Origin of the sequence: Pontibacter vulgaris (assembly GCF_022758145.1) — a bacterium.
GTDB classification, from domain to species: Bacteria; Bacteroidota; Bacteroidia; order Cytophagales; family Hymenobacteraceae; genus Pontibacter; species Pontibacter vulgaris.
In genome coordinates this window covers 508,990-530,969 of record NZ_JAJVDH010000003.1, presented here as the reverse complement: position 1 = coordinate 530,969, position 21,980 = coordinate 508,990, and the positions used below count along the sequence as shown (strand labels likewise).

Sequence of the window (21,980 nt, the reverse complement as noted above, 5' to 3'; positions counted from 1 at the left end):
CTGGTAAACAGGCTATACTTTTATCTTTAGCCTTGCTTACCTATTGTTTCAATTTATACTTTGGCTCGCTCCAAGCCCGCGAGGGCTCGTCCTTTGGCATCGCACTGTCTATTGACGCTGCTCCTCGCTCCGCTGCGGGCTTCCCTTGCGGGCACCGCAACAATAGAAGGCGCTCAACCCAAGGACTGGAAAGAACACTGCTTTCTTAGCAGTTATGCAACTGGAAGCAAGTGATTTGTAGGGATAGGTCGCGACCTGTCCGCGCGAGGTTTGTAACTATAAAAGTATACTTTCAACTACAGCTATAGCAGAAATTCCCCTCCTTGGAGGGGGCAGGGGTGGGTTTATACTTTAGCAGATTCAGATCTCTCATACCACCGAGATAACAGAAATAGTGGCAATTAAAAGCACCATTACACAATAAGGAGCGCATAGAAGTATAAAATCCCATGCAAAATCTACTAACTATTCCTCAATTCAACTAAACCTCTTGCTAAAGTGTTATCCAAATAAAACGGGATTGCGACATAAACTTTTTAGATTTGTATCGCAGTTAGCTAAACATTAAAACTTGTGGCCAAAAGCTGAAACAAGTATAAGAACATAGAAATGGATACTACACAAACAGAACCCATAAAACTTGATTCAATAGAGTCCGCCATTGAGGATATCCGTCAGGGTAAAATCATTATTGTGGTAGATGATGATGACCGCGAAAATGAAGGCGATTTTATTTGTGCTGCCGAAAAGGTAACACCCGAGATCATCAACTTTATGGCTACGCATGGCCGCGGCCTTATTTGCTGCCCCCTAACAGAAGAGCGTTGCGATGAGCTTGGCCTGGAGCTGATGGTTGGCCGCAACACTGCGCTTCACGCTACGCCTTTTACAGTGTCAGTAGACCTGATCGGGCATGGCTGTACTACCGGTATTTCAGCTTCTGATCGTGCCAAAACCATACAGGCCCTTGTAGACCCTACAACAGATCCGCACTCGCTTGGAAAACCGGGCCATATTTTTCCGCTTAAAGCCAAGAAAGAAGGCGTGTTAAGACGTGCCGGTCATACCGAAGCTGCCGTTGACCTGGCACAACTGGCAGGGCTTGCGCCTGCTGGTGTACTTATCGAGATCATGAACGAAGACGGTACTATGGCCCGACTGCCAGACCTGGTGAAAGTTGCCGAACGTTTCGACCTTAAACTGATCTCTATAAAAGACCTTATAGAATACCGCCTTAAAAAGGAAAGCCTGATAGAGCGTGAAATTGCAGTACAGTTGCCAACCGATTTTGGTACGTTTGATTTGTATGCCTTTACGCAACGCAGTAATGGTGCCAAGCATCTGGCTTTGGTAAAAGGTACCTGGGAGCCGGGCGAGCCTGTATTGGTACGGGTGCATTCGTCTTGCGTAACCGGCGATATTTTCGGCTCTTGCCGTTGCGATTGCGGTCCTCAGTTACATGAAGCTATGCGTATGATTGAGCGCGAAGGCAAAGGAGTAATTGTGTACATGAACCAGGAAGGCCGTGGTATTGGCCTTATTAATAAGTTGAAGGCCTATAAATTACAGGAGCAGGGACTGGATACCGTTGAGGCTAACCTGAAACTTGGCTTTGATATGGATAACCGTGATTATGGCGTTGGTGCTCAAATTCTTCGCGACCTTGGTGTTACTAAAATGAAGCTCATTACAAACAATCCAAGAAAGCGAACCGGCCTGATAGGTTATGGACTGGAAGTGGTTGATAATGTGCCTAATGAAATAGCCCCTAACGAGCACAATCAGAAATACCTAACCACAAAGCGCGATAAACTTGGTCACAATATCCTGAAGGACTAAGTATAATTTTAATATATCAGGAACACCTGCACCATTGCTTTCAGGCAATGGTGCAGGTGTTTTGTTTTTAAACCCTCCAGACTTAATAAAGAGACAATATTCGGTCTTTCATTAAGTCATGTAAAAGAAAACTTATTTGAAATAACTGCTATTGAAATTCAAACCGATTATATTTTATGTATAAACACTGGTTAAATTGAACTATATAGGCAACAAAATTCTGATTTTAAGATATATAGGATTGCCACCAATGTGCATTAATGCGTTGATTTACTGTGCTTAAAGTGTGATGTTGTTTAAGAGGCGTTCATCCTTATCTTAAATTATAAAAGTCTATGAAGAGAGTATTAAAATACTGGCTATTGAGACTGCCGGTACTTATGTTTTTTATAATACCCGGATTAGTAACAGCACAGATTAGCAGTAACCCGGACGTGCAGGAGTGGCCTTCTGGTAAAGTAATGCTCATTAACGGCGATAGCCTGATTGGCGCCATAACGTACCACCGCAGCCAGGATGTGATAGAAGTTAAGCACAACGAAGGTTATACCAGCACTTTATCACCGGTAAATGTGGATTATTTTATTGTAAACGAAGTACCCAGTGGCCGCCCGCATCTTTACAGATCATATAACTGGAATTTAGGCAAGGAAGGCAGCGATTTTAAAAAGCCCACATTTTTTGAACAGCTTAACCAGGGAGCCATTACCCTGATCATGCGCGAATCGAATATACAAAAGGGAAGCAGCCGCAGTGCCATTCGCCGATTCGCATCTCTGGATACTTATTACGAACCCTCAGCTTCCGATCCGGAAATGAAGCCCCGCTTTTCATACTTCGCTCTGCTGCCCAATGGTGATATTATGACATTGAAAAATGTGCGGAAGCAATTGCATGCTCTCTTTGGTAAGAAATCGGACCTGGTTAAAGCTTTTGTAAAGAATAACGATCTGAGCTACGAAGATCCTTATGAGCTAACGACTATAGTTAACTATTATAACAGCTTGTAAACATTAAAGATCACGCATTTTCAAAATCAAATAAGAAAACAGTAACAGCAAACCAGTATAAACCAGCGCGGGTAACACAGCCCATTGTGGCGTCAGCATATCAGTCGGGGTAGTTAACTGGTCCAGCATTTCCTGGCCGGGCATAGGCGTAAGGCTCGACAGCACTTTCATAGGCAGAAATTTATCCAGCTTGTCATCCAGGCCAAAATGCAGTAATGGCTCTATTATTTTGGCGTAGGCAATAAACGCGATGATGGCTAAACCACTCTTCCGGATAAGTATACAGAAAAACAAAGCCAGCACCATATAGGCCACCGACTGCACAAAATAATATGAGAGGAAATCGATCTGGCTGACGACCGTTTCGAATCCTTTGGTAGCACTATAAAGCAAGCCAAAGTATAAGCCCAGTGCTAACAGAAATATAGTACTGAAAGAAGCTATGGCCAGTACCACATAAAATTTAGCCTTCACCAGCTCGGTACGCGATAAGCCATCTATCACTTGCTGGCGAAAAGTACGGAAGCTATACTCATCCGATACGAGTACAATTATAAGTATACCAAGCAGCAGGTTAAAGTAGCTGGCAATAAAGGTAAGGCGTTGCCAGATTCCCGGAAACTGATAGGTTGAACTGCCCATCGTTTGTCCGTTTATGGTAATGTTGCTGCTCGCATACACAATCAGGATTAACAGCAAAGTATAAATGCCAAGTATTGCCCAGAACGTGCGGTATGGGAATATTTTTCTAAACTCTATGCGTAGTAAGTTCATTTTGATTCCGTGTTAATGATTTCCAGAAACTGGGCTTCCAGGCTTTTGCGGCGCACTATTAGTTGCGACAGCACAATATTCTGCGCAAACATATCGCGGTTAATATCTGTGCTGTTATAGCCCTCCTGAAGGGTAAGTATAATAAACTCTTTTTCGCGCCTGAAATTGGCTACGTAAGGCAGATGGGCCAGCAACGCAAGCGCCCGCTCAGTGTCTGGAGTACTGATAAGGACATTTTCATTTGCAGCCAGAATATCTGCTACAGGGCCGCTGGCCAGTAATTTGCCATTTTGCAATACGGCAACGTGCGTGCATACTTTCTCTACTTCGTCCAGGAGGTGGCTGGCAAGTATAATGGTTTTGCCTTGTGCCGCAATACGAAGTATAAGGTCGCGCACTTCAGCTATGCCTTGCGGGTCAAGGCCATTAGTAGGCTCGTCCAGCACCAGCACTTCAGGGTCGTTAAGCATGGCCGCGGCCAAAGCCAGGCGCTGTTTCATGCCCAGCGAAAAACCTTTAAAAGCGGAGTTGCCACGACTTCCCAAACCTACCAGGTCCAGCATCTTATTGATGTTGCTGTAATCCGCGCCTTTAATATCGGCTACTACCTGTAGGTTTTGCTTAGCACTCAGGTAGGGGTAAAAATTTGGTGTTTCGAGCAAAGCCCCAACCCGTTGCTTTGTCTCTTTGCTGATGCCATTCCCGAACCAAGAAAAACTGCCGTCACCGGGCCGTATCACATCCAGCACCATGCCAAGCGTGGTGGTTTTTCCGCTGCCGTTTGGCCCCAGCAAACCATAAATGCTGCCTTCTTCTACCTGAAGTGTTAATTGGTCTACCGCTTTCAGGCTACCATACTTCTTCGAGAGGTTTTCTATACTTAAGACTATAGCCAAATTATACTTGGTTAAGAGTTCGCCCAACAGCAGGCTAAACAAATATAGCTTTTTTGTTTAATAGTTGCTGAGGCCATTTTCAGCAAAACGGATTGCTGTTTCTCAAATCTTCTCTTTTTTGTTTATTATTATTTGTATGAATAATTGTAATTTTTGCCAGATTATATAAATGGCTAAGTAACTTTATTGCTTACCCAAAGAAATCAATAAAAAGAATTAATAATGAGAGATAGACACATACTACTCACGCTGCTGCTATTTGTTGCACTAAGTATGAAAGCACAGCAAAAGATAGTTGTCAGCGCAAAACCTGATGTAATATTGATAGAGCAGGTGCGGGGGCAACAAGTCTGCAACTTTGATTTTGTGATAGAAAATAAATCGCAGGACTCTCTGCAACTCGACAAGCTAACCATGTCGGTGTATGATGCGAAAGGACAGTTGTTGCAGCAAAAGTTTTTAGATAACAATGGTACAGCACCAAGTATAGAAACCATCGCGGTACGGCAGTGGAGCGGTGCAGAGCGGCATCTTTTGTTTAATCCTTTCCCGCCTTATCCGGCTGCCTTGCCTGTTAAAACTATAAAGTATGAGTTTGTGTTCTCTGGTCCGAAAGGGCAGGAGACGATAGTAGAAAAAGTTGTAGAGCCTGTGGCATACAAGCAGAAAACGGCGCTTATACTTCCATTGAAGCAAAGGCTGTTGGTATACGATGGCCACGACCAGCTTTCTCACCACCGCCGCTTCAACTATGAATTTCCACCGATTAAAGAATTAGGCCTTGCTTCCAATTTTATGCGCTATGCCTATGATTTTGTAGTGGTGGATGCAGCGAACAAAAAGTATAAATCGGATGGGAAAGCAGATGAAGACTGGTATGGCTACGGCGCCGGAGTGCAGGCGGTGGCAGCAGGTAAAGTGGTGGCAGTACGAAACGATCAGCCTGATAACAAGAAGTTCGATGTGCCCAGCTTGAAAACAAACGCGCTGGCGCTTTACGGCAACTATGTAGTAGTGGAGCATAGCAAAGGAGAGCTTAGCATGTACGGGCACCTGAAGCAAAGCAGCATACCTCTTAAAGTTGGCGACAATGTACAGCAGGGGCAGCAAATAGGGCAGATTGGTGTTTCCGGCAGCTCTTTTTTCCCGCACTTGCACTTTGAGATAAGAACCAGCACAGATCACGCAGCCGAAGGATTGCCATCTTACTTCAGTAACTTTTACTTCCTTATGGGAGATAAGAAGGAGAAGGTAAAACGCGCCACTGTAGATACTGGCGATATCATTCAAAGTATAAAATAACAGGCTGCTGCAGCAGGTAAGTATTAATCGGGATGGACAGCTAACAGGAGTTTGTAGTATAGTAGCTACTTTCTTAGGTAATGGTAGGGCCGGAGCAGTTTATGGCAGAATATTTATCCTGGGAAGTGAAGGCAAATAAGGTATTACTGTTTTCGACGACTTATACAGGACCATCTTGGAAAGATAGGGTATTACATACTTCATCCTAAGTAGTAGTTATACTTTCGATTTCTTATATTTAATGCGTAGGCCGCTTTTGTTGCCTAACTAAATGATATCACGCTATAAAACTTGAATATGAAGTATAAAGGTTTGGTTGCCGGCAGTCTTGCGTTTGGCGCTTTTTTACTGGGCAACGTGGCTGCAAATGCACAGAATTACAAAACACTCCATGAGAAAGCCATTGTGGTAGACACCCATAACGATGTTCTGATTTCTGTTTTGGAAGGGCTGGACATTGCTAAAGATCTGACCGGCAAAACGCACTCTGACCTGGCGCGCTTTAAAAAGGGAGGGGTAGATGTGCAGATATTCTCGGTGTGGAGCGACGAAACCTATGGCATGGGCAGGGGCTTTAATTTTGCAAAACTACAGATCGATACCCTGAATGCAATTGCGGCCCGCAACCCGGATAAAATGGTGGTTGTAAAAACGCCGGAAGAATTATTAAAAACCGTGAAGCTGAAGAAGATGGCAGCCATGATTGGTGTGGAAGGCGGCCATATGATAGAGGATAACCTCAGTTACCTCGATGAACTTTACAATCGTGGCGCACGCTACATGACCCTGACCTGGAACAACTCTACTTCCTGGGCAAGTTCGGCCAAAGATGAAGCAGAAGGTACGGTGCCAAACGCTAAAAAAGGGCTGAACGACTTTGGCAGGCAGGTAGTACAAAGAATGAATGAGCTGGGAATGATGGTGGACCTAAGCCACGTTGGTGAGCAGACTTTCTGGGATGCAATCCAGACCACTACAAAACCTGTAATTGTTTCGCATAGTTGTGTGCATGGCATTAATCCGCATTTTCGTAACCTGAACGACGAGCAGATAAAAGCTGTGGGTAAAAACGGCGGTGTAATTCACCTTAACTTCTTCTCCGGTTTCCTGGATCCTGCTTTTGAAAAGCGCCAGAAAGCGTTCATGACCAGGCATCAGGCTGAAATAGATTCTCTGCGACAGCTCAATAAATCGCGGGATGAAATAGCCGTTTGGGCTGCCAATGCTTATCCGCAGGAAGCCGCTGACCTCCGCCCGCCTTTAGCTTTGCTGCTCGATCACCTGGACCATATAGTAAAATTAGTTGGTGTAGACCATGTAGGTTTAGGCTCTGATTTTGATGGCATCACGTCAACGCCAAAGCAGTTGGATAGCGTAGCAGATATGCCGCTGATAACAAAAGAGTTGCTGGCCAGAGGCTATAGCAAAAAAGATATTGAGAAGATTCTGGGCGGCAACTTTTTACGCCTGTTCCGGGAGAATTCCAAAGTACAGAAAAGCTGATTTTGAAGTAGAAGTATAGCATCATTAGCGGGAAGGGTGAATTGTTAAGCTGACAGTTCACCCTTTTTTCTTATTTTCATACTTTAACCAAACTATAAACCATACTCGCCTTGGCAAAAATTAAACTATACCAGATAGACGCTTTTACAGATAAAGTTTTTGGTGGCAACCCGGCTGCTGTTTGTGTGCTCGATGCGTGGCTCGATGATGCGAAAATGCAAAGTATAGCTGCAGAAAATAACCTTGCCGAAACTGCTTTTGTGGTGAAAACCGGTGAGGATTACGAGATACGCTGGTTTACGCCAACCGTAGAAGTTGACCTGTGCGGGCACGCCACGCTGGCCGCAGCTTATGTGTTGTTCCGCTATTACAACCATCCAACCAATCCGGTTAAACTATACTCGCGGCGTAGCGGACTGCTTACCGTTGAAAAGCAAGGAAATGCCCTTACGCTGAACTTCCCCACAGATAAGCTGGAAAAAACTGAAACACCGGAAGCTCTGGTAAAAGCCTTCGGAAAGGCTCCGCTGGAAACCTATAAAGGTAAAACCGACTACCTGTTGATTTATACTTCGGAAGATGATGTGGCTTGTTTTGCACCGGATATAAACCTTATAAATTCGGTTGAAGCGCGGGGCGTTATCGTTTCGGCTCCTGGCAACGGAGTGGATTTTGTATCGCGGTTCTTTTGCCCGCAGGTAGGCATATCCGAAGACCCTGTAACCGGTTCGGCACATACCACGCTAACGCCTTACTGGAACAAAAAGCTGGACAAAAAAACCTTAACAGCCAAACAACTCTCTAAAAGGCAGGGCGACTTAACATGCGAATACCTGGGCGACAGGGTAAAAATAACGGGCAATGCCGTAACCTACCTCACCGGCGAAATAGAAGTATAAACTAACAGGCCTCTCAGCGTGCGTAGCTCCTGCGAAGACGCTCCGAGGTTTTGCGAACGCCGTAGGTCTGGTCCTTTTACCGACACTTTCTTATACTTAGCCGATACAATTACCGGCTAAGTATAAATCCTGAGCTATACTTTTTCATCTTGCCCAAACAACCATAACTTGCCTTCCTGAACTATAATTACCTTACATGCAAACTCTGAAAAAAACATTTCTTCTATTGCTGCTTGCTGCCTGCTGGGCTTGTTCATCGACTAAAACTGAAACCGGGAAAACCGATGTAGTTACCATGGACCAACTGGCCGAGCGCTACGTTAAAACTCTGCTTAAACTGGGCCAATACGACAGCGATGTGGTGGATGCTTACTATGGGCCTGAAGAATGGAAACCAACCGGAGAAGCAGCCGACTCGCTGCCTGCCGAAGAATTTTTAGCTGAATTTAAAGCTATACAACAGCAGTTAGAGGCTCAGGAAACCGATAAATTGCCTGTAGATGAGAATCGACGGTTGGTGATGTTTAAGAAACAGGTGCTGGCTGCTATTACCAAAGTAGAGATGATGCAGGGCAAAAAGTATAGCTTTGACGAAGAAGCCAGACTACTTTATGATGCTGTACCTCCACACTACGAACTGGCCCATTTCGATTCTATACTTACAGCCATAGACCGCGAGTTGCCGGGCAAAGGAAGTATAAGCGAGCGCTGGGATGCCTACCGCGTAAAATTTGAGATACCGAAAGCTAAGTTAGATGCCGTTTTTAAAGCTGCCATTGCAGAAGCTCGCAATCGTACCAAAGTGCATTATAAACTGCCTGAAAACGAAAACTTTAAACTCGAATTCGTGACCGATAAAGCCTGGTCTGGTTACAATTATTACAAAGGCAAAGGCTATAGTTTAATACAGATCAACACCGATTTTCCGATCTATATTGAGCGAGCCATTGACCTGGCCTCGCACGAAGGTTACCCGGGCCACCACGTATTTAATGTGTTACTGGAGCAGAACTTAGTGGATAAAAAAGGTTGGAAAGAATACTCAATTTACCCTCTTTTTTCGCCACAGAGTTTAATAGCCGAAGGCAGTGCCAACTATGGCATTGATGTGGCTTTCCCGGCGAAGGAGCGTATAAAATTTGAGAAAGAAGTGCTGTTTCCGCTGGCAGGTTTAAATGCTGCCGAGGCAGACCGCTACTATGCTATACTTGGTAAAATGGGCCAGCTTGATTTTGCCGGCAACGAATCTGCCAGGCTATACCTGGATGGAAAAATATCGCGCGAGCAAGCTGCTGATATGCTGGTAAAGTATAACATGTACCCAAAAGACAAAGCGCTGCAACGCACCCGCTTTATGGATAAATACCGCAGCTACGTTATCAATTATAACCTGGGCAAGCAACTGGTACGCAATTACATAGAAACCAATGGCGGCACTGAAGATAACCCTGCCAAGCGATGGGAGCTTTTCGGTGAGCTGCTTTCTAACCCGGCCACAGCCTCAATGCTGAAATAGCATTTATACTTGTTCTTCAGCAACAAGGGAAGAAGCACTAATTATATAAACACAAAAGCCACCGATTCAGGTGGCTTTTGTGTTTATGTGATGTTTTTATACTTAGGCAAGTTTTACAAACAGCTTGTCTTTGCTACGGCGTACTTTTTTAGCAGTTGCTAAGAAATCGGCTTCTACGTGGCGGTAACCCAACGGAAGCATTGTTACGCTGCGTAATCCTTTTTCTTTCAGGTTCAGGAGCTCATCCAGGGCAGTAGGGTCAAAGCCTTCCATAGGGGTGGCATCTACGCCTTGCTCTGCGGCTGCGGCCAAAGCGGTGCCTAGTGCAATATACGCCTGGCGTGCGGCCCACTCATATTTTTGCTCCTGTGTACGGCTAACTACAGCACCCATCAGGCTGTTTTTAAAATCAGCAAGAGACTCAACTGGTACATTACGTACAGCGGCAATATTCTGCATATACTCATCTACCTGTGTTTCTGTCACATTATCCCAGGCGGCAAAAATAAGAAGGTGCGATGCTTCTGCAATCTGTGGCTGGTTATAGGCAACTTTCTGAATCTGCTTGCGCAGGTCCGCATCCTCAACTACTAAAATAGTGTATGGCTGCAAACCCATAGACGAAGCTGATAAACGTGTCGCTTCCAGAATATAATCAACTTTTTCCTGTGGTACTTGCTCACCTGTCATACGCTTGGTGGCATATCTCCAATTCAAATGCTTTAAAAGGCTCATATTTATTCTTATTATTATCTATACAAATAATGTATGTACATGCAAATATAAACAATAACGCTTCATGTAATGCAATAGTTTCCTGCAAGCTTTTTTAAAGCTGCGGTTTAAGGTTTTACTTATACCTGCAAATTGTTTTGTGTTTTATAAGCAAATAGTAATTGAAGTATGGAGTATAAGTGGTTTGTTGTAAATTATTTAGGTGATTGGTTGTCAGTTATTTAAATGGCTTTCATAATTAACCATTATCACTGCATTATGGAATTGTTGATTAATAAATTAAAAATTAAATTAAAATATTTATATAAAAGAGAGGTGTTCTGCCGTTAAAGATTCAGTCAAATTTTAAAAGCCATATAAAAAGCAAATGAATAAGAATTTCTGGTTAATCATATTTATTGTCATGCTGTTTGGGCTATCAGAAATTGCCCGGGCTCAAACAGGGCTCGAAGGTAAATTGGATATAAAAGTAGGAATTGGTGGTTTGCTATTAGCACAGGAAGAAACAAATGCGAATATCTTAGTTGGCGCGATGGAAGCCGAACTGACCAAGAAGTATAATAAACTGATTAGTGGTTCGGTGGCTGTAGGCTTGGGTTATGGAAACAGAACCAGTATTATAAGCGAAGATCTGAAACATTATGCCCTGGCTACACATGTGGATGGAAATGTATTTCTTTCGCCTTTTGGGAATAACCGAAACTATAACCTGAAGCTCGGAACAGGTGCTACAATTTTATACATGAACCACTGGTACAAAAATAAGGGCGATGTTGTACCAGATAATCCGGAGGGTAAATTATTGCCTGGCCTGAACCTGATCCTGGAAAATGAGTTTTCCGTTGGCGAAAAGTCTTTGGCAAGTATAAAGGCAATGGCACAGCCTTACAGCAACGGCGATTGGAGCGGGACACTGCTTTTTAAGTATGGCTATCGCATTATGTAATTCAGCATGAAAAGAGAAAACAGGAGGTGCAATTATACTTGCTGAATAACTACAATTTATGCCAGTTAGCCATGTGCCCGGCGTGTGTTGTAAGGTATGAGCCCGGTTTAAAAAAGGTATCGTAAAATTCAAGGTCCAGGTGGTGCGCCTGCAGGTAGGTAAGTATAAAAATGGAAGGTACTGTGCCCGGAAACTTCCCAAACGTATCGTAAATATATTGCGCCTGCAAGGCAACGCATTCTCTGAATTCTTCTGGATGCACTTCTGCAGCGCCACGTACTTTTGCAGATTCTTTCCAAGGGCCGGGCGTGGTCGTATTAAAAGGGCCGCCTTTTCCGAACTTCCTGTCGCAGATTGCTTCCACTGCAGCACGCATGGTTGGGTAATGAGGGGGGCAATAACCTTCCATTATTCCTTTCAGGCCGGTTACGTTTGGGTAAGGCCAGCGTTCATCTGAGTCGTACCTGAAGCCCAGGCCTGGTACGTTTGGGTTGCCACTTGCACCCAACATACTTAGGGGGTCAACGCCATCAAACATCCAGCCGCCCAGGCCCATTGCCTGCAACATCAGGGCACCGGCATAGCAGCTCGTACTTAATTCCGCCGCCAGTTCCGCCATCGACCATTGCTCCAGAAAAGTAATGGGCCATACACTTTGCGGGGCTAGCATATGGTTATACTTTTCTATTCCGGGAATTGGTCTTTTGTTGATGTCATCAGTCAGCACCATTCCATTCTGGAGCATATAGCATAAACCGAGCAATACATGCTGCGACAGATCGCCAACAGGCATAACCAGCAGCGTGCCAGGCTTATTTACAACCCAGGTATTATGCGCTTCTATATAAGGTACTTCACAGGGCACGCCCACACGCCCATTCTGTAGTTTTGTAATCTGGCTTTTCAATGCATTTAAGACATCTTCCAGGTTCAGGTTTCCATCCTTATCTCTTTCAGCAGTGGCCGGAGCATCGCGGTTATTAAGCACGTAAACACCTTCATCATCCGTAAAAAATGTCATACTTGTATGGAAACCGGCAGCAGAAGGGAAAGTACGTCCACTTGCTGCGCCAGCATAGTTCGAAAGGTGCGGAGCATAGCGCTGCGCCCTAAAGATCATGTGGTGCCAACTTGTATTACCGGCACAGGCCGCAACAACAAGCAGTTTTTCAAGCTCAGAAAGTGGGAGAGGAGCCTGTTTCGATTTATAGGCAAAAATGCCATCCGGAATTTCGGCACCCATAAAAAAACGGCGGGAGCGGCGGCCAAGCAATGCTTCTACAAGGCCAAAATCCATCATCTTCTGAAAGCCTTCCGGTAACTCCATAGTTATACTTGCTATCCTATAGTTTACTCTTGTAAAGGCCTATAGTTCAGGCGTTAACTAAGTATAAACTGCGGGGCTACTAAAATTTCAAAGTATAAGCCAACAAAAAAGCCACCTGCGTAGGTGGCTTTTATACTTTCTGAGCAATCTATACTTTACAACGGAAGTTTTATGTCCTGCATCAGGCGGCCTACCGGGTAAAGGTTGTGTGTAGGCTCATAGTTAGGCGAGTTGCGGTATACAAAATCCAGTTGGGCACGACCATTTTTTGCAAACTCAGGGTCTTTCTTTCTGCGCTCCTCGAGTTGCTCACGTAGCTTCGGATTCTTTTTCAGATACTCTGCAGCCAGGTCTTCAAACACATAGCTCGAAAAATACTCTTTCTGCATCAGTATAGAATCGAAGAAATTCCAGTTAAAGTAAGAATCTACAGCCTGCGGTTCGAGTGTTTCCACTAAAAAGCGGTTTGCTTCCTGGTTCAGGTAAACTACGTAATCGCCTTTCAAAAACTGGCGTGGTATGGTGCGCGTCTCAACTTTTGTGTTGCTGTGCAGGTAATGTCCTTCGTAAGGTCGCTGGCCTGTTTTGTAATCTGTTATATAGTATGAATCGAGGGTGATGGTGGTGTCGCGCTTAAGCTGGCGCATCTGCACCTGGTTAAGTTTCAGGCGGTCAATTACCTCGCGCCATGCCTGCGGAATAATGTAAGCCACCGGCTTTTGTACTGTTACTGTAGGCGTAAAGGTATTGTAGTAGTTTATCTTTTTAGAATAAGGGGCCTTACGGTCATAGTATAAACGATCCAAACCGCTTACTTCACTAGGTTTATACTTGGCGGCATAGCCCAGAAAAGGGATTTGTTCTACTTTAGTAGTATCCAGTTTCCAATCCAACGGGAAGTTTTTCTGAGCCAGTGTTTCCTGTTTTGCCTTGGCACGTAACTCACCTATTACTTTTGCATCGCGGCTTACGGTTTCAATCATGTTTTCCATGAGCTGGTAAGTTGCTTTTACGCGCTGGTCGAAAGGCTTAAGCATGTGCGTTTCGGGCACAAAACCAATGGTGTTGTAAAGCGCAGTATAACCTGTGGCGTAGCGCGGAGACTCCATAAAACCGATAATGCCTTTATCCGGCGTTTCATTTACAGTGTTCATGTAGGGCACCATCGGGAATTTGTCTTTCTTCATGCCATCGTAAAGCGCAGGAAGCATTTTGCCTTTCAGGTAGCCAGCTAGTGTTGGGTTTAGTTTGTTGTGCTGCGTTCCTATCAGCGTCATCACGTGCTGGTAATCGGCCCCGTTGGACGTATGGTTATCCATAAACACATCCGGGTCCCAATCGCGGAAAACGAGGTGGAAGAGCTGGGCGTTTTTTGAATCAGTTTTGATGTAGTCGCGGTTCAGGTCGAGGTTACGGGCATTGCCCCGGAAACCATAGCTTTCCGGGCCGTTCTGATTCGTGCGGGTATGGTTGTTGCGGTTAAGAGCACCGCCAATGTTGTATACCGGAATAATGGCCAGTACAACGTTATCGAGCTGCTTGCGGCGGTTTTTATCCTGAAGGTAATCGCGCGCCAGCATCATAGTCGCATCTATACCTTCCGGCTCACCGGGGTGTATACCATTCTGGATTAATAATACACGTTTATTTTTTTGCCTGATAGAAGCCGGATCAAAATCTTTATCTGTAGAAATAACTACCAGGTGTAAGGGCCTGCCGGAGTCAGTATAGCCATAAGGCACCATCTTCACTTCCTCGTAAGCACGGTCGAAATTCTTGTACCAGTCTATAGCTTCTTCGTAGGTGGCAGTCTGGTTGCCATTTCCTTTCTCGTAAGGTGTTTTTAAGTCAGTTTTGCTATTATCGGGAGCGCCTGTACTAAGCAGGGCCGCCAGTAGTAGAGTTGATAACATGAATAAGGTTTGTAATGATGAGTTTGTAATGATAGTTATTTCTGCTTAGAAATGGTAGAGTTAAAAATCATTTCAGCCTTGGTACGGGAATCAGATTTAAGCCGTAGTTTATACTTTGGAAAGTTCATATCTTTCCTTTTGCCGGTATGACAGGAAAGTAAAAATAGCCGAATGTGCCCTTTTGAAGTTGAAATTACAGGAATGGTTTAGGGTGGGGTTGGGAGATGATTAAGGCAACTATAAAACTATACGTAAACAAGCACACTAGCGGAATTCCTCTCCTGGGATGGGCCATGGGTGAATTTATACTTTAGCGAATAAAATTTCTCACTACTGCTCGAAATGACAAAGGGGAAAACGGTAAAGATTAATTAATCGAAAACTAAAATTTCTGCTTAAAACCGGTTTGCAGAAAATAAAAAAGCAGAAGCTATTACACTTCTGCTTTTAATATATCCTTGTACTTGTTGGTAATTAAAAGTACCTGTTGCGATCTTTCTTATTCGGGAATAATGCATTGTCCAGGCTATACTTGCCAGGGCCGATAAAGATCAGGGAGAAGAACAGGATGGCAGCTTCTGCCGCATGGGAATAACCGCCAAATCCGTCGCCAGAAAGAGCATGACTTGTAGTTGCTACTGCCATCGTTATAAATAACAGCACACAAACAGGCCTGAAGAACAAGCCTATCATTAGTAAAAAGCCACCTACAGCTTCAGCAAAGCCTGCCATAAAACCCCAGAATACCGGAGCAAAACTAACCCCAAACATTTCCATGGAGCTGCCAATTTGTGCCCATTTCTCAGGGCCACCTGCCAGTTTGGGCCAGCCGTGTAAAATAAACATAAAGCCTATGCCTAACCTAAGTAGTAGAAGACCAAGTGGCCTGTAATTGTAACGTGAGCGAAGTAGTGCCATGAAAGCAATGTTACGAATAATCGTTAAATATTGCAAAAGCCTAATATATTAAAATGCTTTTCACCAATGTATTAGCTGGAATATCATCAGGCTTTAGGTTTGCGGGGTTGCCGGCGGGTAAGTTAGGCTTATCCAGAACAAAACTGAAGCCGGCTGCTTCATCTACTGCTACAAAGATTCCTTCGCCAGGGCTCACATAGTTAATTTTATACTTTTGGCGCACCTCATCATACTTAGAGCCTATGACTATACCGCTTGCTGTTTTAAAATCAGGGCTTAGTACAGTAATTCGCCATACTTTGCAGGCTGGCTCACAGATTTGCTCTACCAACAGGCTTCGTTTTTCGCCTGCAGTTTTTAGTACATAAGCAGTATATTGCTGTCCTTCCTTGTTTAAGATAGTGTCAGTTATAGTAAAAGCGGCGGGCACGTTTTGGCGCATTTGCTCTACCGGCATTCCGATTTTTATACTTCCTGCCTGGTCTTTGGCAATCAGAAACGTTGCAGGGTCAATTTCCGGGATTTCCTCAGAAGGAATTACAGGGCTTGTTTCGCTGGCAGTTGTGGCCTTTTCTTCACTAACATTTTCACGGTTATCCAGGCAGGCAGCCATGGCTATTCCCAGCAGTATGGCGTAAATTATATTCTTGAACATCTTATCTGTTGTAAATAAGTTATTTTATTGTTAAACCTTGATGCCCTGAAGCGGGTTGTCGTATATTAGCACGAAATCATATTTCGTTTATTATATTATAAATTAACTTTATATAGTAGAAATGGCTAAACCATTAATATTGGTATCGAACGACGACGGTATCACTGCGCCTGGCATCCGGACACTGGTAACGGTGGCTTTGAAATTGGGAGAAGTTGTGGTAGTAGCGCCTGATGGGCCGCAATCTGGAATGGGGCACGCCATCACAATAGGTAATACACTGCGCCTGGATAAATCTATTGCTTTTAACGACCTTGATGTAGAGGCATACGAATGTTCGGGCACGCCGGCTGATTGCGTGAAACTGGCCAAGCACCACGTGCTGAAAGACAGAAGACCTGACCTTGTAATAAGTGGCATCAACCATGGCTCCAACTCAAGTATAAGCGTGCTGTATTCAGGTACTATGTCGGCGGCCATAGAGGCAGCTATTGAAGGTATGCCGGCTATTGGTTTTTCGCTTTGCGATTACGGCCATGAAGCTGATTTTTCACATACCGAAGAATTTGTAGAGCTGATCATCCGCCAGGCCCTGGACAATGGGATACCAGAGAACACCGCCTTGAATGTTAACTTCCCGATGAAGGGCAAGGAGAAAATAAAGGGCGTTAAAATTTGCCGTCAGGCGCATGCTAAATGGCAGGAAGAGTTTGATGAGCGCCTGGACCCACGCAACCGCCGCTACTTCTGGATGACAGGCAGCTTCGTTAACTTTGATAAAGGAGAAGATACAGATGAGTGGGCCATTTCAAATAATTATGTTTCAGTGGTGCCTTGCCAGTATGATATGACTGCTCACCATGCCATTTCCATACTTAACGAGTGGGATATTTAGGAACCATACTTTATAAAAACACCGCTTTAGCTATACTTTAGTTGCGGGCGCTTTTTATACTTTGCAACTCTACTCATTTTAAACAGGGAAGTATAAACTCTTTATTTAATATAAGTTATTATGATTTAATAGAGAAACATTTCCAGCTTCGGGTAGTCTGTAGCTTTAAAGTATAACTTAAAATTATTACTGATTGCGAAATTGGGATATAAAAAAAGAGGGCCTACTACAGGCCCTCTTTTTTGTAAAGGTATGGGTTTAGTACCCAGGATTTTGCTCCAACTGACCGCCACTGGCATCAATCTCACGTTTCGGAATAGGAAGTATGAGGGTCGGATCATTCCAGGGAATAGTATAGAGTATTTCACCGGTGTCGGCATCGCGCCCCTGTAAATCTGTCTTTGTCCTTCTCAGGTCATGTATGCGGGCTCCTTCATAGGCAAGTTCCAGGCGGCGTTCCAACAAAATATCAGCCAGGGTTACACGGGTAAGTTCTGTTATACCCGCTCTGTTACGCACCATATTAACGTCTGCTACTGGGCTGGCACCAACCGATGTACCTAGTCTAAAATTTGCTTCGGCCCGAATCAGGTACATTTCTGCCAGGCGAACAATAGGCAGGTTTTGGCCCGGACTTAGCCACTTGCCCGCATATATGCGCCCTGCACGTCTGCCAGAGCCTATGTAGAAAAGATCTGTCAGGCGGGTGTCGTTTTCCTCATACAGGTCGTAGGTGGTATAGCGGTTTGGATTGGCATCCGGATCAAAATCGCTGATGATCTGTACATCGCCTCTTCCGATACCGGGCAAACTGGCATAAAACGTAGATAATCCATCATTTGCATCGCCGGCATTATTCTGGTCGTTCTGCTGTATTTCAAATATCACTTCTGCAGTATTGTCGTTTCGGAAAGCAGCCGTTACCGTTGGGTTGAGTCTGTATAAATTGCTCTCTATTACACGGTTTGCTTCGTCACGGGCCAGGGTAAAGTCGCTTTTCTGCAAGTATACTCTTGCCAGAAAAGCGCTGGCAGCATATGTGGTAGCGCGGTTATCGTTTATCTCGGGCAGTAACTCTTTTGCTCTTTGTAAATCCTGTATTACCTGTGTATAAACTGCAGCTACACTTGCACGGTCATATTGCGTTCTGGCTTCGGCTTCTGTAGTAGTTGGTGTAGTGCGAACGAGCACTCCTGGATTTTGCGCAGGGTCACCATCGTTCCAGTCTTTGGCATAAAGCCTTACTAACTCAAAATGCATAGTACCTCTTACAAAAAGAGCTTCACCCTCTATTCTGGCACGCTGGTCCTGGTCTTCAACTACATCTAGGTTGCTCAAAATGATGTTTGCCAGGTTGATGGCATTGTAGGCTGCTATCCAGGTGCGGCTGGCTTCGGCATTATCTGCTGTCATGGTTTTGCCTTCCAGCTCTCGGTAACTCTGGAAAGTGCCCCGCCAACGCAGGTTTTCTTCGGCTCCTAACAGCTCTGGAAGAATTATAAGGTTAGTGCCGTAAAGCTGCGGACCACCTAATATAGAATACATACCTATCACGGCACTTTCCAGGTCATCAGCTGTGTTAATGGCATCTTCTGCATTTACCCCCTGTTGCGGTTCTACATCCAGCATGTCATCGCAGGCGGTTGCACCCAGTAAGGTTAGCAGTATAATCGTTAGTATTTTATTTTTAAGTTTCATGATCTCAGAGGTTTAATTACAGACCGATGTTTATACCTATTGTAAATGTTTTGGCAAGCGGCGGCGTATAAAAGTCGTGGCCAAGGGTAATATTGCTGCGGCCAAAGTAGGTAGTGTTTACTTCAGGGTCATAGCCTTCATAATCAGTGAAAGTAGCAAGGTTTGTTGCCTGCAGGTATATTTTAGCAGAAGCTAACTTAAGCCTGCCAATCAGGTCTTTAGGAATATTGTAGCCCAGGTTTACATAGTTGATGCGCAGAAATGAACCATCCTGCACCCACCTGGAAGACTTGCCTGCTCCGTTTCCGGCGTAGAGCCTGGCTTGCGGCACATCTGTTATATCTCCCGGGTTCTGCCATCTATCCAACTGATCTGTTGTCTGGTTATCAAAATAATCAGCGTTAACCGATTGGAAGAAGCCTGCCACATTATAAAGGTCGTTGCCCTGCACAAACTGCATAAGTATACCCAAATCAAATCCTTTGAAAGAGAAATTGTTGGTTATACCTCCCAGAAATTCAGGATTGGGGTCGCCAATTTTCTGATCTTCGGCAAGGCTGTAGTCGTTTGTGGTTTCGTTGCTACCGGCTTTCACATAGTATAAGGCATCGCCGTTCTGAGGGTCTACGCCTGCGTACTTAGGACCCCAGAAAACGCCCATCGGCTCGTTTTCTCTGATCTGGCCCACAAAACGGGAACCGCCAAAGATGGTAGATCCGTTCAGGTCGGTTACTTTATTGCGGTTGCGGGAAATATTAAAGTTTGTGGTCCATTCAAATGCTCCAACCAGGTTGCGGGAGTTTATTACAAACTCAATTCCTTTGTTTTCCAGCTTTCCGAGGTTTTTTGTAATGATGGTAAAGCCGTTATAGCCTGGTATTGGCAGGTTAAGTAGCAGGTCGTTGGTATTTTTAACGTAATAGTCTATTTCACCTGTTATTCTATCGTCGAATAAACCATAGTCCAGGCCTACATCAAACTGGGTTGTTTTTTCCCATTGCAAATCCTTGTTTGGTAGGGTGGTAAGTATAATACCTGCCTGATCTGCGTAAAAATTAGCTTCGTACAGGGCTAGCGGGGCAAAGTTCCCGATCTCGGCATTTCCTGTAAGGCCATAGCTGGCTCTCAGTTTCAGGAAGCTAACCGTATTCACCCCTCCCAGGAAGGGCTCCTGATTGATGATCCATCCAACTGAAGCTGCCGGGAAGGTACCATAACGGTTACCCTCGCCAAACCTGGATGAACCATCTACGCGCACACTGCCACTGAACAGATAACGCTCTTTTAGTACATAATTGGCTCGGGCAAAGTATGAAGCAAAATTATAGCCGGTACCTGTAGTGGAGCCACTGGTAATACGGGCTGCGCTGGCTATTTTCTTAAAGTTATCGTTCGGGAAACCGCGTCCTTCTACAGAGCCTGCATCTGTTCTGCTTCGCTGATAACTGAAACCGCCCAGTAGCTCTAATTTATGTATATCATTAAGGAGGGTATTGAAAGTTAAAGTGTTGTTGGTGTTATAGTTAGTGGAAGTGAGCTGGTTCTGGTAGCCATAGCCGGTTGGTCCGCCATCTTCGGTATTACGCCCCAAGTATAACTCTTCTTTTAAGTTCAGGTAGTCAATGCCATGTTCAGTTCTGAAGGTCAGGTTTTTAAGAATATCAAACTCAAGAAAGGCGTTGCTTATGGTTCTGTGTGTGGTAGCCTCGTTAAAGCCGTCTGTCTGATCGATCAGGTTATTATAGTATAATGTATTCCTGTTCAATTCGCCGGTTGCAGGGTCAATCTTTGGCTGGATAGGAGGAAGAGCGTTCAGCTGTACCGGGTTAGAAAAGGCGTTGTCGTCTGATACACGCTGGTTCAAAGTGCGGATTAATGAGATATTGGTACCCACCCTGAATCGGTCGTTTATACTATGGTCCAGGTTAAAGCGCCCGGAAGCCCTGTCGAATTCGTTGCCAATGATAATACCGTCCTGTGTATTATAGTTGGTATTTATGTAGAAGCGTGTTTTTTCAGTTCCACCATTCAGTGTTACCTCATACTGTGATACACTGCCGGTCCGGAATGGTTCTTCCCACCACTCCTGATTATAAGTTGAGTTGATGTCCAGTCCGTTGCCTTCAAATTCCTCTGCGGCATCGTAGCCTTCATTTTCAGCAGCTTCTGTAAACAGCTCTATGTATTGTTGCGAGTTTAAAAACTTCCGGATGCGGGTAGCTTTGCTAAAACCTGTATAGTAGTTAAAGTTAACATTTGTTTTACCAGCCTTGCCGCTTTTGGTTGTTATCAGTACTACACCGTTGGAGGCTCTTGAACCGTAAATGGCGGCTGCAGATGCATCTTTCAGGATTTCTATCGATTCTATATCGTTGGGGTTGATGTCGGCAATAGGGTTTAGGGGCTCAGCGTTGGCAGAACCCAGGTCGGCTGACGTAACGGGTATGCCATCTACTACATAAAGCGGCTGGTTGCTTGCCGAAACAGATGAAGAGCCCCTTACACGGATATTTAATCCTGAGCCCAACTTGCCACTACCCTGGTTAATATACACACCAGCTGCCCGGCCCTGCAGTGTAGATTCCAGCGTTGGAGTCGGTATGTTGGCAATCTCATCACCTGATACCCGGGCTATGTTACCGGTAAGTTCCTGCTTAAGCTGCGTGCCATACCCTGTAACTACCACTTCGCTCAATTGTTTCTCGTCGGCACGGAGTGTTACATTTATAGTAGATCGTCCGTTTACAGGTATTTCCTGGGTAGCCATACCTATAAAGCTGAATACCAAAGTAGCATTGGTTGGTACAGTCAGGTTAAATTCACCATTGGAGCCAGTAGTTGTACCATTGCTTGTGCCACGTTGGAGTACCGTAACCCCTGGTAAGGCTGAGCCATCGGTACCTGATGTTACCCGACCAGAAACGGTTAATGTCTGTGCCCATACCTCACCAACTAAAGAAAGGTACAGCACTAACAGGAGTATAATTTTTTTCATGTTTTGGAAGATATTTGGTGATGTTTTTATAGGAATATATTTTAAACGAATTAAATTATATAAAGATTTTATAAATTTTTAATAGTATGATGTTCCCGGAAATGGCCAAGGATTTAAGCTGTTTACTCTGGAGAGGCTATACAGAAAATGCGGATGATA

17 protein-coding genes are annotated in these 21,980 nt (G+C 44.6%); 8 read left to right on the top strand and 9 right to left on the bottom strand.

The genetic code is table 11. The features are described 5' to 3' along the window. Window positions 1–609: 609 nt before the first annotated feature. Complete coding sequence (locus LWP20_RS07590; protein WP_242927522.1) at window positions 610–1,839, top strand: bifunctional 3,4-dihydroxy-2-butanone-4-phosphate synthase/GTP cyclohydrolase II; 1,230 nt, start codon at window positions 610–612, stop codon at window positions 1,837–1,839. 380 nt (window positions 1,840–2,219) lie between these two features. Then, window positions 2,220–2,849: a hypothetical protein gene (locus LWP20_RS07585; RefSeq protein ID WP_242927521.1), complete on the top strand. Its 630-nt coding sequence runs from the start codon at window positions 2,220–2,222 to the stop codon at window positions 2,847–2,849. 3 nt (window positions 2,850–2,852) lie between these two features. Here the strand turns inward: LWP20_RS07585 and LWP20_RS07580 are convergent, their stop codons facing one another. Beyond that, complete coding sequence (locus LWP20_RS07580; protein WP_242927520.1) at window positions 2,853–3,623, bottom strand: DUF2705 family protein; 771 nt, start codon at window positions 3,621–3,623, stop codon at window positions 2,853–2,855. Next, on the bottom strand, window positions 3,620–4,519 hold the full coding sequence (locus tag LWP20_RS07575) for an ABC transporter ATP-binding protein (RefSeq protein WP_242927519.1): 900 nt from the start codon (window positions 4,517–4,519) through the stop codon (window positions 3,620–3,622). The genes LWP20_RS07580 and LWP20_RS07575 overlap by 4 nt, the downstream gene beginning before the upstream one ends. Before the next feature lie 222 nt (window positions 4,520–4,741). Between LWP20_RS07575 and LWP20_RS07570 the strand changes: the two genes are divergently transcribed. The 4 genes from LWP20_RS07570 (at window position 4,742) to LWP20_RS07555 (ending at window position 9,739) form a co-directional block, all read left to right on the top strand. Continuing rightward, window positions 4,742–5,821: a M23 family metallopeptidase gene (locus LWP20_RS07570; protein ID WP_242927518.1), complete on the top strand. Its 1,080-nt coding sequence runs from the start codon at window positions 4,742–4,744 to the stop codon at window positions 5,819–5,821. A gap of 297 nt (window positions 5,822–6,118) precedes the next feature. Beyond that, the gene (locus tag LWP20_RS07565; RefSeq protein ID WP_242927517.1) at window positions 6,119–7,324 is read left to right on the top strand and encodes a dipeptidase; all 1,206 of its coding nucleotides are present in this window, start codon (window positions 6,119–6,121) and stop codon (window positions 7,322–7,324) included. A gap of 110 nt (window positions 7,325–7,434) precedes the next feature. Then, on the top strand, window positions 7,435–8,223 hold the full coding sequence (locus LWP20_RS07560; protein ID WP_262914552.1) for a PhzF family phenazine biosynthesis protein: 789 nt from the start codon (window positions 7,435–7,437) through the stop codon (window positions 8,221–8,223). A gap of 196 nt (window positions 8,224–8,419) precedes the next feature. Beyond that, the gene (locus LWP20_RS07555) at window positions 8,420–9,739 is read left to right on the top strand and encodes a hypothetical protein (protein WP_242927516.1); all 1,320 of its coding nucleotides are present in this window, start codon (window positions 8,420–8,422) and stop codon (window positions 9,737–9,739) included. A gap of 102 nt (window positions 9,740–9,841) precedes the next feature. On the opposite strand, the gene LWP20_RS07550 is transcribed toward LWP20_RS07555, so the two are convergent. Further along, window positions 9,842–10,456, bottom strand: coding sequence for a nitroreductase family protein (locus tag LWP20_RS07550; protein ID WP_496197210.1), 615 nt, complete (start codon window positions 10,454–10,456; stop codon window positions 9,842–9,844). A gap of 385 nt (window positions 10,457–10,841) precedes the next feature. Between LWP20_RS07550 and LWP20_RS07545 the strand changes: the two genes are divergently transcribed. Continuing rightward, window positions 10,842–11,420 (top strand): hypothetical protein, encoded by a 579-nt coding sequence (locus tag LWP20_RS07545; RefSeq protein ID WP_242927514.1) that lies wholly within the window; start codon window positions 10,842–10,844, stop codon window positions 11,418–11,420. A 49-nt stretch (window positions 11,421–11,469) separates the two neighbouring features. Here LWP20_RS07545 and LWP20_RS07540 read toward each other — a convergent pair whose 3' ends face one another. The 4 genes from LWP20_RS07540 to LWP20_RS07525 all read right to left on the bottom strand — a co-directional run bounded on the left by LWP20_RS07540 (window position 11,470) and on the right by LWP20_RS07525 (window position 16,233). Next, window positions 11,470–12,747 (bottom strand): hypothetical protein, encoded by a 1,278-nt coding sequence (locus LWP20_RS07540; protein WP_242927513.1) that lies wholly within the window; start codon window positions 12,745–12,747, stop codon window positions 11,470–11,472. Between the two features lie 155 nt (window positions 12,748–12,902). Beyond that, a complete protein-coding gene (locus tag LWP20_RS07535; RefSeq protein ID WP_242927512.1) occupies window positions 12,903–14,660 on the bottom strand; it encodes a M14 family metallopeptidase in 1,758 nt (585 codons plus the stop codon). Between the two features lie 474 nt (window positions 14,661–15,134). Beyond that, window positions 15,135–15,578, bottom strand: a complete 444-nt coding sequence (locus LWP20_RS07530) for a DoxX family protein (protein ID WP_262914551.1) — start codon at window positions 15,576–15,578, stop codon at window positions 15,135–15,137. A 40-nt stretch (window positions 15,579–15,618) separates the two neighbouring features. Beyond that, window positions 15,619–16,233, bottom strand: coding sequence for a mechanosensitive ion channel protein MscS (locus LWP20_RS07525; protein ID WP_242927510.1), 615 nt, complete (start codon window positions 16,231–16,233; stop codon window positions 15,619–15,621). 121 nt (window positions 16,234–16,354) lie between these two features. Here LWP20_RS07525 and surE point away from each other — a divergent pair, with 121 nt between their 5' ends. After that, the gene (gene surE / locus LWP20_RS07520; protein ID WP_242927509.1) at window positions 16,355–17,128 is read left to right on the top strand and encodes a 5'/3'-nucleotidase SurE; all 774 of its coding nucleotides are present in this window, start codon (window positions 16,355–16,357) and stop codon (window positions 17,126–17,128) included. A 258-nt stretch (window positions 17,129–17,386) separates the two neighbouring features. Here surE and LWP20_RS07515 read toward each other — a convergent pair whose 3' ends face one another. After that, window positions 17,387–18,826, bottom strand: coding sequence for a RagB/SusD family nutrient uptake outer membrane protein (locus tag LWP20_RS07515; protein ID WP_242927508.1), 1,440 nt, complete (start codon window positions 18,824–18,826; stop codon window positions 17,387–17,389). A 16-nt stretch (window positions 18,827–18,842) separates the two neighbouring features. Further along, the gene (locus LWP20_RS07510) at window positions 18,843–21,821 is read right to left on the bottom strand and encodes a SusC/RagA family TonB-linked outer membrane protein (RefSeq protein WP_242927507.1); all 2,979 of its coding nucleotides are present in this window, start codon (window positions 21,819–21,821) and stop codon (window positions 18,843–18,845) included. Window positions 21,822–21,980 lie beyond the last annotated feature (159 nt).

Coding starts and splice junctions, on each gene's coding strand:
- LWP20_RS07590 (WP_242927522.1), top strand. CDS start 610: ATGGATACTACACAAACAGAACCCATAAAACTTGATTCAATAGAGTCC.
- LWP20_RS07585 (WP_242927521.1), top strand. CDS start 2,220: ATGTTTTTTATAATACCCGGATTAGTAACAGCACAGATTAGCAGTAAC.
- LWP20_RS07580 (WP_242927520.1), bottom strand. CDS start 3,623: ATGAACTTACTACGCATAGAGTTTAGAAAAATATTCCCATACCGCACG.
- LWP20_RS07570 (WP_242927518.1), top strand. CDS start 4,742: ATGAGAGATAGACACATACTACTCACGCTGCTGCTATTTGTTGCACTA.
- LWP20_RS07565 (WP_242927517.1), top strand. CDS start 6,119: ATGAAGTATAAAGGTTTGGTTGCCGGCAGTCTTGCGTTTGGCGCTTTT.
- LWP20_RS07555 (WP_242927516.1), top strand. CDS start 8,420: ATGCAAACTCTGAAAAAAACATTTCTTCTATTGCTGCTTGCTGCCTGC.
- LWP20_RS07545 (WP_242927514.1), top strand. CDS start 10,842: ATGAATAAGAATTTCTGGTTAATCATATTTATTGTCATGCTGTTTGGG.
- LWP20_RS07540 (WP_242927513.1), bottom strand. CDS start 12,747: ATGGAGTTACCGGAAGGCTTTCAGAAGATGATGGATTTTGGCCTTGTA.
- LWP20_RS07535 (WP_242927512.1), bottom strand. CDS start 14,660: ATGTTATCAACTCTACTACTGGCGGCCCTGCTTAGTACAGGCGCTCCC.
- LWP20_RS07530 (WP_262914551.1), bottom strand. CDS start 15,578: ATGGCACTACTTCGCTCACGTTACAATTACAGGCCACTTGGTCTTCTA.
- LWP20_RS07525 (WP_242927510.1), bottom strand. CDS start 16,233: ATGTTCAAGAATATAATTTACGCCATACTGCTGGGAATAGCCATGGCT.
- surE (WP_242927509.1), top strand. CDS start 16,355: ATGGCTAAACCATTAATATTGGTATCGAACGACGACGGTATCACTGCG.
- LWP20_RS07515 (WP_242927508.1), bottom strand. CDS start 18,826: ATGAAACTTAAAAATAAAATACTAACGATTATACTGCTAACCTTACTG.
- LWP20_RS07510 (WP_242927507.1), bottom strand. CDS start 21,821: ATGAAAAAAATTATACTCCTGTTAGTGCTGTACCTTTCTTTAGTTGGT.